Origin of the sequence: Amycolatopsis sp. A133, assembly GCF_031082405.1 — a bacterium.
GTDB lineage: Bacteria > Actinomycetota > Actinomycetes > Mycobacteriales > Pseudonocardiaceae > Amycolatopsis.
This window is the reverse complement of sequence record NZ_JAVHJU010000004.1, coordinates 540,085-551,158: the sequence shown is the minus strand read 5'-3', so window position 1 is coordinate 551,158 and position 11,074 is coordinate 540,085. Positions and strand designations below refer to the sequence as shown.

Annotated in this window: 9 protein-coding genes; 2 read left to right on the top strand and 7 right to left on the bottom strand. The window is 74.0% G+C overall.

Annotation, left to right across the window (positions count from 1 at the left end; genetic code table 11):
• Positions 1 to 34: 34 nt before the first annotated feature.
• Positions 35 to 568 carry a TetR/AcrR family transcriptional regulator gene (locus tag Q5425_RS06740; protein WP_308671216.1) on the bottom strand — a complete coding sequence of 178 codons (534 nt, stop codon included), beginning with the start codon at positions 566 to 568 and terminating at the stop codon, positions 35 to 37.
• Between the two features lie 77 nt (positions 569 to 645).
• Here Q5425_RS06740 and Q5425_RS06735 point away from each other — a divergent pair, with 77 nt between their 5' ends.
• Positions 646 to 1,857: an FAD-dependent monooxygenase gene (locus tag Q5425_RS06735; protein WP_308671215.1), complete on the top strand. Its 1,212-nt coding sequence runs from the start codon at positions 646 to 648 to the stop codon at positions 1,855 to 1,857.
• Between the two features lie 276 nt (positions 1,858 to 2,133).
• On the opposite strand, the gene Q5425_RS06730 is transcribed toward Q5425_RS06735, so the two are convergent.
• The 4 genes from Q5425_RS06730 to Q5425_RS06715 are packed head-to-tail and all read right to left on the bottom strand — an operon-like array spanning position 2,134 to position 7,521.
• Positions 2,134 to 3,234 (bottom strand): SWIM zinc finger family protein, encoded by a 1,101-nt coding sequence (locus Q5425_RS06730; protein ID WP_308671214.1) that lies wholly within the window; start codon positions 3,232 to 3,234, stop codon positions 2,134 to 2,136.
• Complete coding sequence (locus Q5425_RS06725; RefSeq protein WP_308671213.1) at positions 3,231 to 5,756, bottom strand: DEAD/DEAH box helicase; 2,526 nt, start codon at positions 5,754 to 5,756, stop codon at positions 3,231 to 3,233. The genes Q5425_RS06730 and Q5425_RS06725 overlap by 4 nt, the downstream gene beginning before the upstream one ends.
• Before the next feature lie 44 nt (positions 5,757 to 5,800).
• The gene (locus tag Q5425_RS06720) at positions 5,801 to 6,583 is read right to left on the bottom strand and encodes an ABC transporter permease (protein WP_308671212.1); all 783 of its coding nucleotides are present in this window, start codon (positions 6,581 to 6,583) and stop codon (positions 5,801 to 5,803) included.
• Entirely contained in the window at positions 6,580 to 7,521 is a 942-nt protein-coding gene (locus Q5425_RS06715) for an ATP-binding cassette domain-containing protein (RefSeq protein ID WP_308671211.1), read from the bottom strand. Before Q5425_RS06715 ends, Q5425_RS06720 begins: the two co-directional genes overlap by 4 nt.
• A gap of 78 nt (positions 7,522 to 7,599) precedes the next feature.
• Between Q5425_RS06715 and Q5425_RS06710 the strand changes: the two genes are divergently transcribed.
• Entirely contained in the window at positions 7,600 to 8,379 is a 780-nt protein-coding gene (locus tag Q5425_RS06710; protein WP_308671210.1) for a TetR/AcrR family transcriptional regulator, read from the top strand.
• Between the two features lie 32 nt (positions 8,380 to 8,411).
• On the opposite strand, the gene Q5425_RS06705 is transcribed toward Q5425_RS06710, so the two are convergent.
• Together Q5425_RS06705 and Q5425_RS06700 are read right to left on the bottom strand one after the other, a co-directional pair.
• Positions 8,412 to 9,485, bottom strand: coding sequence for an alpha/beta hydrolase (locus Q5425_RS06705; protein ID WP_308671209.1), 1,074 nt, complete (start codon positions 9,483 to 9,485; stop codon positions 8,412 to 8,414).
• Positions 9,479 to 11,014 (bottom strand): twin-arginine translocation signal domain-containing protein, encoded by a 1,536-nt coding sequence (locus Q5425_RS06700; RefSeq protein ID WP_308671208.1) that lies wholly within the window; start codon positions 11,012 to 11,014, stop codon positions 9,479 to 9,481. The genes Q5425_RS06705 and Q5425_RS06700 overlap by 7 nt, the downstream gene beginning before the upstream one ends.
• Between the last annotated feature and the right edge of the window lie 60 nt (positions 11,015 to 11,074).

Here is an 11,074-nt window from a genome sequence, read left to right as displayed (position 1 = left end):
TCTCGACACGCGCGGGCGGCGGATTTTCCCGGCTTCAGCGGCCGAGTGCGTCGAGGGCGCCGGCGACCGCGGCGGCCCTGAGCCGCTCGACCGGGACGTCGGGGAACTGCATGCAGACGTCCTGCAGCCCGCCGAGCGCCAGGATGGCTCGGGCCTGCTGTTCGAGGGTGGGTGACGGGCCGCAGATCAGCTCGGTGAGCCGGGTCCGCCAGCCCAGGACGCGGTCGATGAGCCCGAGGTCGGCCAGGGTCGGCATCTCGGCCAGCAGCATGACGACGTCGGCGCGGTGCCGGTAGTTGAAGTCGAAGAAGCCTTCGATCAGCTCGCGCACCGGCGCGTCGCCGCGGGCTTCCTGGTCGAGGAGGAATTTCTCGCCGTCGTCGAGCAGCGGCTGGACGATGCTGCGGACGAGGTCTTCGCGGGACGGGAAGTGGTAGTAGAGCGCGGGTTTGGTGATGCCGAGCCGGTCGGCGATGTCCTGCAGGCTGGTGCGCTGCACGCCTTGGCTGGTGAACAGGTCGCGGGCGACGTCGAGGATGCGCTGCTTGGTGTCGGAGGGTTTCGGCACACCCCCAGCATAACTGACTTAACGATAGGTAAGGAGCTGTGGTACAACTTACCTACCGTTAAGTCAGGGAGGTACTCATGCGGATACTCGTCTCCGGCGCCAGCATCGCGGGGCCGGTACTGGCGTACTGGCTCACCCGGCACGGCTTCGACGTCACCGTCGTCGAGCGTGCCCCGGCGCTGCGCAAGACCGGCGGCCACGCCGTCGACCTGTTCCGGCCCGCCATGGACATCACCGAACGGATGGGCGTGCTGCCCCGGGTCGAGGCCCTCGCCACCGGCACGACCCGCATGACGCTGCACCGCGAAGGCGCGGCCCGGCCGGTGCGGGTCGACCTGTCCAAGATCTACCGCGCCACCTCGGACCGGCACGTCGAGATCATGCGCGACGACCTCAGCGAGATCTACTACGACGCCGGCCGCGACGACGTCGAGTACCTCTTCGGCGACTCGATCACCGCCCTCTCCCCCGACGGCGAGGTCACCTTCGAGCACGCCGCGCCGCGCCGGTTCGACGTCGTCGTCGGCGCCGACGGGCTGCACTCGAACGTGCGGCGCCTGGTGTTCGGGCAGGAGGCGGGGCTGACGAAGTTCATCGGGGCCTACCTGGCCGTGCTGTCCCTGCCGGACACCCTCGGCCTCGACGGCGAGACCGTCATGCACCTCGGGCTGGGCCGCACGACGGGGATCTACCGCGCCCGGCACATGGACGAGGCCCGCGCGGTGTTCCTGTTCCGCCGCGCCGAGGAGCTCGACTACCACCACCGGGACGTCCCGCGGCAGAAGGAGCTGCTGCGCGAGGCGTTCGCCGGGATGCACCCGCAGGTCGACGGCTGGCTCGCCGAGCTGGACGGCCCGGGCCCGTTCTACTTCGACTCCATCACCCAGCTCCAGCTCGACACCTGGTCACGCGGGCGCGTCACCCTCGTGGGCGACGCCGGCTACTGCCCCGGCCCGGCCGTCGGCGGCAGCACCAGCCTCGCCGTGCTCGGCGCGTACGTCCTGGCCGGCGAGCTGGACGCGGCGGGCGGCGACCACGAGCGCGCCTTCGCCGCCTACGAACGGGAAATGGGCGAGCTGGTGCGGCAGAGCCGGGCCTTCGCGGCCGGGGCAGCCCGGAGCCTGATACCGGCTTCCCGCGCCGGGGTGTGGGCACTGGCCAACGGTGGCCGGCTGGTCTCGGCGCTCCCGGCCGGGCTGACACGGGCGATCGCGAAGCTCAACACCGGCGGTGTGCGCATGCACGACTCGATGCGGGTCAAGGACTACACGGTGAAGACGACGGCCTGACGCTGGAGGGGGCCCCTTGCGGAAGCCCCCTCCAGCTCGACAGCGGGGTTCTTTCGAACGTCACCGGCGGAAACCGGGCGGGCGCGCGGAAGGGATCTCCGCGCGCCCGCACCCCCAGTGGCCCGGCGGAACCCGCCGTCGGGGGACAGGAGACAACGAGTACCGCGCTGGATACCGGGAAAAGAGGCGGATTTCCGCCCGCGATCGCCCGGCACCGGAATCACGGGTGATCCCGCCCCGCTGCCGGACAACCCGGCCCCATGGCCGGTCCGCGCTTCAGCCCAGCAACAGCCCCGGATCGCTTTCCGGCGCCCCCGCCGGCCACCACACGTCGCCCTCCAGCCGGTACGGGTGCCACCGGCCCCGGCGATCCAGCCGCAGCTGCACCTGGCCGACCGTGCAGTGGTTGCGCTCGAACCGGGGTTCCTCCTCCGTGACGTCGGCGAGCGCGGCCCGCGCGGCCGCCAGGACCGCTTTCGGCGGTGTCCACGGCGTTTCCGACACCTCCAGACCGTCCGGCCCGCCCCACCGCCACGCCGCGACCGCGCGCTCGAAGCCGCTCCCCTCGCCCAGCCGGCCGGCCGCCGCCGGGAAGTCCGCGGCCAGGCGGACCGCGTCGTGCCGCCGTCCCGGCCACGGCTGCCCCGCGAGCAACGCCTGGGCCCGGCCCGAGGCGTTGGCGGCCAGCAGGGCGAACGCCTCGGCGGGCACCCCCGGCGCGGCCGGGATCGACGGCGCCCCCGACGGCCGGAACCGCGTCAAGTCGGGCAGCTCACCCGGCGTCCGGTCCGCCGCGGCGAACTCCGGCTCCCGCGGTGCGGTGCGGCTTTCCAGCTCCTCGCGGATCTCCCGCTCGCCCTTGCCGCGCATCAGCAGCAGCACGAACGGGTCCGCGTCGAGCAGCCACGACGCCTGGAACGACAACGCCGCCGCGTGCCGGCACGGCAGCTCCCAGCCGGGGCAGTCGCACTCGGGCTCGAGGTCCCCGATCCCGGGCAGGAGGTCGACGCCGGCGTCCGCGGCCGCCTCGACCAGGTCGTGCGGCATGTCCCGGTCCAGCAGCGCCGCCAGGTGCCCGGCACGCGAAGCGACCCGGTCGAAGAACCGCGTCCAGTCCGCTTCGGACAGTTCCGCCAGCTCCAGCTGCGTCCGGTACGGGCCGCCGTCGGCGTCGTCGACCACCGCCGCGATCCGGCCCGGGCTGACCGTGATCGACCCGACCAGCCCGGCCGCGGCGTACCGGCGGCCCTTCTTCAGCTGCCGCAGGTCCAGCGCCGTGTCCTCCATCGCGCGCACCCACGCCCGCCCCCACCACGAGCGCGCGAAGCGCCCGGCGGCCCCGAACGCGGGAAAACCGCGTACCCGGTCGTCGCTCATCCGCGGCTCCTCAGTTCGACGAGCTCCGCCAGCTCGGTGTCCGACAGTTCCGTCAACGCGGCTTCGCCACCGGCCAGCACCGCATCCGCCAGCGCCCGCTTCTCCCGCAGCATCGCCGCGATCCGGTCCTCCACCGTGCCTTCCGCGACGAGCCGGTGCACCTGCACCGGCCGGGTCTGCCCGATCCGGTACGCCCGGTCGGTCGCCTGGTCCTCCACCGCCGGGTTCCACCAGCGGTCGAAGTGCACGACGTGGTCGGCGCGGGTCAGGTTCAGCCCGGTCCCGGCGGCCTTCAGCGACAACAGGAACACCGGCACCTCCCCGTCCTGGAACCGCCGGACGAGGTCTTCGCGGCGGGCCACCGGTGTCCCGCCGTGCAGCAGCTGCGTCGCGATCCCGCGCCCGGCCAGGTGCTTCTCCAGCAGCCGCGCCATGGCGACGTACTGGGTGAACACCAGCACCGCGCCGCCCCCGGCGAGGATCGTGTCCAGCAGCTCGTCGAGCAGCTCCACCTTGCCCGAGCGGCCGCCGCCCTCGGTCGGAGACAGGGCCTTGAGGTACTGGGCCGGGTGGTTGCAGATCTGCTTCAACGCGGTCAGCAGCTTGACGATCCGGCCGCGCCGGGCCATGCCGTCGCTCGCGGCGATCTCGGCCATCATCTCCCGCACGACCGCCTCGTACAGCGCCGTCTGGTCCGCGCTGAGCGCCACCGGCCGGTCGGTCTCGGTCTTCGGCGGCAGCTCGGGGGCGATCCCGGGATCGGACTTGCGCCGCCGCAGCAGGAACGGCCGCAGCAACCGGGCCAGCCGGTCCGCCGCGCCCGGATCACCCGCCTCGATCGGCTTCGCCCAGCGCTCCCGGAACTCGCTCAGCGACCCCAGCAGGCCGGGTGCGGTCCAGTCGAGGATCGCCCACAGCTCCGAGAGCGTGTTCTCCACCGGCGTCCCGGTCAGCGCCACCCGCGCCGCCGCGGGCACCAGCCGCAGGGCCTTGGCCGTGCCGGAGCGGTGGTTCTTGACGTGCTGGGCCTCGTCGGCGACCAGCAGCCCCCAGCGCACCCCGGCCAGCGGCGCGGGATCGGTGCGCAGCGTGCCGTAGGTCGTGAGGACGAACCCGGCGGCGTCCTCGACGTCCTCGAGCGACCGGGCGCTGCCGTGGAAGCGCCGCACCGGCACCCCGGGGGCGAACCGGCGGATCTCCCGTTCCCAGTTGCCCAGCAGCGAAGCCGGGCAGACCACCAGGGTCGCCCCCGAAGCCCGGTGCAGGTGCAGCGCGATCAGCGTGACCGTCTTGCCCAGGCCCATGTCGTCGGCGAGGCAGCCGCCGAGGCCGAGCCCGGTGACGGTGGCCAGCCACTGCAGCCCGCGCAGCTGGTAGTCCCGCAGGGACGCGGCCAGCCCGGCCGGTGGCGTCTGGGGTTCCGGTGGCGCGGACAGCCGCTCCCGCAGCCGTGCGAGCCAGCCGTCGGTGACGACCTCGACCGGCTCGCCGTCGACCTCGGTGGTCCCCGACAGCACCGCACCCAGCGCGTCGACCGGGTTCAGCGGCTTGAGCGCCCGCTCCCGCGCCTTGGCCGCCAGCGCCGGGTCGACCAGCACCCACCTCTCGCGCAGCCGCACCACCGGGCGGCGGGCCTCGGCGAGGGCGTCCAGCTCCGCCTCGGTCAGTACTTCACCGCCCAGCGCGAGCTGCCAGTCGAACGCCAGTGCGCGCCCGCCGCCGAAGAACGACGGCAGGTCACCCGGTGCGTCGCCGGCGCGGACGACGGCCCGCGCGGTCAGCGACCCCGCCAGCTCGGCCGGCCAGTGCACGTCGATCCCGGCGGCCGCCAGGCGCGGAGCCGCGGCCGCGACCAGCTCGGTCACGTCGTCCTCGCCGAGAGCCAGCTCGTCCGGCACCGCCGAGGTCAGCAACGGGCCCAGCGCCGGCCACACCTGCGCACCGCGCCGCAGCGCCAGCACGACGTCGATGCGCGCCCGCGGCCCGAACCGGCCGGTCGCCCACAGCTGGGCCGCGTCCGCGACCTGCCCGGGGTCGGCGAGGCTGTGCACCTGCACCACGGCGCGGAAGCGTCCGGCGTCGAAGCCGTCCGGCGCCTCCACCCGCAGCGACACCCGGATCCCCGAATCCAGGCCCGCGGCCAGCTCGTCCGCCCAGTCGCGCAGGGAGTCCGCGCGCTGCGGTGCGACGGCGGCGAACAACCGCGTCCCGGCCGCTTTCGCCGCGGCGGGCGTGCGGGGCAGCGTGTCGGCGACGGCGTCGAGGAACGCCCGCAGCAGCGGCCCCGGCGCGCGCTCGTCCGGTGGCATCGCGGCCGCGAGGTCCCGCAGCCACGCGGCTTCCGCCGGTTCCAGCGGGCCGGCGCGCCAGGCGTCGTGCCCGGCCCCGGTGACCCCGGGCAGCAGCCGTCCCGCCGCGACCAGCCGCAGCGCCGCCTGCGCCGCCGTCGCCCAGAACGGATCGGCGCCGCCCAGCAGTTCCGGCAGACCGTCCGTTATGGACAGCTCGCGGCCGTCGACCACGAGGCGTCCCGCCCGTGGTGGTTCGCCCGGTTCGAAGTGGACGTTCAGTTTCCCAGCCTCCCGTACCGGCGCACCGACAGCGGCACGAACACCGCCAGCAGCACCAGCGGCCAGCCGACCGCCATCGCCACCGCGTGCGCACTCACCCAGGACGTCCCGGCCGCGCCGGGGTTGCCGAACAGCACCCGCGCCGCGGTCACCGTGGAGGACAACGGGTTCCACTCCGCCACGGTTCCCAGCCACGCCGGCATCGTCGAGGTCGCCACGAACGCGCTGGAGAGGAACCCGAACGGGAACTCCAGCGTCTGGGCCAGCGTCACCATCGACGGGTCGGCGGTCAGCAGGCCCAGGTAGATCCCGGCCCACACCAGCGCCGTCCGCAGCAGGAGCAGCAGGCCCAGCGCCGCGAGGGTCTCGCCGAGGCTGCCGTGCGGCCGCCAGCCGACGGCGTACCCGCAGCCCAGCAGCACCGCCAGCGCGAGCACCGCGTTCACCAGGTCCGCCGCCACGCGCCCGGTGAGCACCGCCGACGGCGCCATCGGCAGCGACCGGAACCGATCGGTGACGCCCTTGGCGGCGTCGTCCAGCACCGCGATCATCGTCCCCGACAGGCCGAACGCCATCGTCATCGCGAACATCCCGGGCATCAGGAACTCGCGGTAGGAGCCGCCGCCGGGCACGCTCATCCCGCCGCCGAGCAGGTAGGCGAAGATCAGCACCATCAGGATCGGGAACGCCACCACCGTGGCCAGCCGCGCCGGGCGCCGCGCCAGCTGCGCGAGGTAGCGCAGGGTCAGCGTCCAGCCGTCTTCGATCGCCCACCTCATCGCGCCACCTCCGCCTGGCCGGTCAGCTGCAGGAACACTTCGTCCAGCGTCGGGCGCCGCAGCGCCACGTCCGCCACCGCGAGCCCGGACGCGGCCAGCTCGCGCACGACGTCGGTGAGCACCGACGCCTCGTCCGGCGCGGCCGCGCTCACCCGCAGCTCCTCGGTGACCGGCTCGGCGCCGGTGACCCGGGCCAGCAGGCCCGCCGCCGCGCCGAGCGCGTCCGGGTCGGTGAGCACGAGCTCGATCCGGGTCGCGTTCAGGGAACCCTTGAGCTCGGCCGGGGTGCCTTCGGCGATCACCCGGCCGTGCTCGACCAGCGAGATCCGGTCGGCCAGCTGGTCGGCCTCCTCCAGGTACTGCGTGGTGAGCAGCACGGTCGTGCCGTCGGCGACCAGTGACCGCACCGCGCGCCAGACCTCGGTGCGGCTGCGCGGGTCCAGCCCGGTCGTCGGCTCGTCGAGGAAGAGCACCTTCGGCGTGGCCAGCAGGGAAGCGGCCAGGTCCAGCCGCCGCCGCATCCCGCCGGAATACGCCGAAACCGGCTTCGGCCCGGTATCGGCCAGGCCGAAGCGCTCGAGCAGGGCGTCGGCGCGGCGCGCGGCCTCGCGGCGGCCCAGGTGGTGCAGCCGGCCGAACAGCACCAGGTTCTGCCGCCCGGACAGCAGTTCGTCCACCGCCGCCTGCTGCCCGGCCAGCCCGATCGCCGACCGGACCTTCGCCGGTTCGGTGGCGACGTCGAAGCCGGCCACCCGGGCGACGCCGCCGTCGTGGCGCAGGAGGGTGGACAGCACGCGCACGGCCGTCGTCTTGCCCGCGCCGTTGGGTCCCAGCAGGCCGCACAGGGTGCCGGCCGGAACGGAGAGATCGAACCCCTCGAGGGCGTACGCGTCGCCGTAGCGCTTGCGAAGCCCCTCGACGTGGATCTGCGGAGTCATCCTGCCCCTTACTCTGTACGTTGTACAAAGAAGAAGTTAGCACAACTCTGTACGTCGTACGGAGATAAGGCGGGCAGAATGACCGGCGTGCGCACGCAGGACAACGGCGACGGTGACCCACGACGGGCGATCGAGCTGCTCTGGGGCGTTTCGGCGCCCCCGCGCCGCGGCCCGAAACCCAAGCTGGCCCCGGCCGACGTCGTGCGGGCGGCCGTGGCACTGGCCGACGCAGACGGCATCGAGGCCGTCACCATCCGCCGGGTCGCCGAGCAGCTCGGCGTCTCCCCCATGTCGCTCTACACCTACGTCCCGGGCCGGGCCGAACTGCTGGACCTGATGATCGACCACGCCCACGGCGAACTCACGGCCCCGGAAGACGGGCTCGGCTGGCGGGCGGCGCTGACCGCGATCGCCGACGACCAGTGGGCGCTCTACCACCGCCACCCCTGGCTGCTGCAGGTCACCACCAGCCGCTCCGCACTGGGGCCCCACAGCTTCGCGAAGTACGAACACGAACTGCGCGCCGTCGAGGGCATCGGCCTCGGCGACGTCGAAATGGACGCCGTGGTCGGCCTCGTCACCGGCCTGGTCCGCACGACCGCGCGCAGCTCGCTGGACAACGCCCGCCTGGTCCGCTCCAGCGGCCTGACCGACGCGCAGTGGTGGGAGCGCGCCGGGCCGGCCCTGGCCGGCATCCCGGCCGCCGACCCGGCGCACTTCCCGATCTCCAACCGCGTCGGCACCGCCGCGGGGGAGTTCCACAACGCTGCTGAGAACCCGGCCTACACCTTCCGCTTCGGCCTCGCCCGCGTCCTCGACGGCATCGAAGCCCTGATCGGCACCCGCAGCCGGTCGTGAGTGGTAAGGCGGGTTAGAACCCGCCTTACCACTCACGACCGGCTGAGGGCGAGGCCGGCGCGGAGGACTCCGGCCGCGTGGAGCATGGCTGCGCGGGCGTCCGGGTCTATGCCGACTCGGTTCGCGAAGCCGTGCAGCTGGCCTTCGTGACGGCGGTGGATCAGGGGGACTCCGGCGGACGCGAGCCGGCGCGCGTAGGCCTCGCCTTCGTCGCGGAGGAGGTCGAAGCCGCACGTGGCCACGAACGTCGGTGGGAGGCCGGCCAGGCTGTCGTCGTACAGGACCGAGGCGCGGGGGTCGCGGTAGAGGGCCGGGTCGCGGACGTACTGCGCGCGGTACCAGGCCCACTCGTCGCGGTCGAGGCGGAAGCCCGAGCCGAACTGCCGGTGCGACGCCGACCCGCCGAGCGCGTCCGTCGCCGGGGTGAGCAGGAGGCTGAACGCCGGGCGGGGCAACTCGCCGCGGGCCGCCGCGTGGGCGACCACCGCCGCGAGGTTGCCGCCGCTGCTGTCGCCGCCCACCGCCAGCCGGGCCGGGTCCACGCCGAAGTCCGCCGCGTGCGAAAAGACGTGGGAAAACGCCGCGATCGCGTCCGTGGCCGCCGCCGGGAACGGGTGTTCCGGAGCGAGCCGGTAGCCGATCGACACGACCCGCACCCCGGCTTCCTCGGCGAGCAGCCGGCACGCGCCTTCGTGCGTGTCGAGACTGCCGAGCACGAACCCGCCGCCGTGGAAGTACACGATCGCCGGCCCGGGGGCCGGGAGGCCCTCCGGTTCGTACAGCCGCAGCGGCAGCGGCCCGGCCGGCCCCGGCCACGACGCGTCCCGGGTCCGGACGCCGGGGCAGATCCCGGCCCCGGCGAGCGCACCGGCCAGGTTGAGCTCGGTCCGGGCCCGCGCGAGGCTGCCGTTCCGGTGCGGCGCGTCGAACGGCGCGAAGCGCGCCACCCGCATGAGCACCCGGGCGGTGGGCACCGGCTGACGGCCGTCCACCACCACCGGACGGCCCGCGATCGCGCGCAGCACCGGTGAAGGCAGGCGCAGCAGCCACCGCAGCCCGCTCATGATGGACCACACGAGCACCCGCCGGGACAGTCCGTTCAGCACAGGTCCACAAAAATCGGGTTCGCGTACAACCACAAGTCCTCGAACGGGTTCGCCTGCCCGATGACGTCCGGCGTGGGCTCGGCATCGCCGTTCGAGCCCCGGATCCGCAGGTAGAACGGCTCCCGCACGTTCCGGAAGGTGTGCCGGAAGACGACCGTCCGTCCCGGCGCCCAGCGCGGTTCGAACGACTCGACGACCCGCGTGCCCGGCGCGGTCGTCGTGTCGCGGTCGCCGGCCGGGCCGGTGACCGGGCCCGCGACGACGTCCAGGCGCGCCAGCCGCGGCACCGAGCCGCCGCCGTTCGGCCGCGACGCGAGCCGCGCCGAGACCTCGACCGTGACGTCCGAACCGCGCCGCACCCGCAGGCGGCCGCCCAGCGTCGCCGAGGATCCGCCGCCGTGCGCGCCGACCTGCAGGTCCTGCACCAGACCGCCGTGCGACAGCCAGATCCGCCCGGCCCGCAGGCCGTCCAGGACGCCTTCGAGGCTTCGCCGCGTGACACCCACGTAGGTGCGGCTGAACTCACCGGGGTAGAAGTCGGCGTAGGGGGCGAGCAACTGCGGCGTGCCGGTGTCGACGGGGTCGGGGAACTTGCCGTGCGTGTCGTACCAGTCGCCCGGCACGTCCGGGCGGACCAGCGTGTCGCCGCGGTTGTAGTGCGAGTCGGAGTTCGTGGTGATCCACCACGGCTTGCCCTCGGCGAGCAGCGAGTCCCACAGCCCGCCGACCTTCGCCGTCGCCCAGTCCCAGCCGCCGTGCGTCCGGTACGCCTCGGGCGGGTAGCCCGGCCACGAGTTCGCGCCGGGAGCGTTGGCGTAGCCGCCGCGCGCACCGCCGTTGCCGAGCGGCTTCGGGAAACCGTCCGCCTGCGCGCCGGGCGCGCCCTCCATGCCGATGACGATGCCCGGCGCGGCGTCGCGGTAGGCGCGCACCTCGTGCGGGGCGACGCGGCCGTTGCGCAGCGGGTGGTTGATCAGCACGACCGGGGCGTGAATCCGCTTCGCCTGTTCCTCCGCGGCCAGCCAGCGCAACGCCCGGAGCGCGAGGGCCTCGTTCGCCGGGCTCGACGCCTCCGAATTCGTCAGCCGCCAGTCGAAGGCCCGCTCGAATTCGCGCAGCTTCGCCGCCTGCCGGTCCCCGGCCTGGAAGAAGACGGTCGCGTGCTCGGCGCCCGGGACGTTCCACTCCATCCCGTGCCACAGCAGCAGGTCCGGGTACTTCCGCCGGGCGGCGAGGAAGTCGGCTTCCGTCGGCTCGACCGCCACCTTCTCGTGCTCGGCGTGGCCGTGGTCGGTGAAGACGATCCAGTCCGCGCCGTGCGCCCGCCCGCCGGCGGCGATCTGGTCGATCCGGTACATCGCGTCGTAGGAGTACTGGCTGTGCGTGTGGTGATCGCCCACCAGCCACTGGTAGCGGCCGCACAGCCGGCCCAGGTCGAGATCGGGGAGAGCGGGGGCCGGGAGGGGCACGCTCGCGGCGGCGGCCGCGAGACCGGCGCCCTTGAGGAACCGGCGTCTGTCGGTGGTCACGGCGGGACGCTAAGCCGCCGGGGTGAACGGGCGGTGTCCCGGCGGCCAACGTGTGTTGTG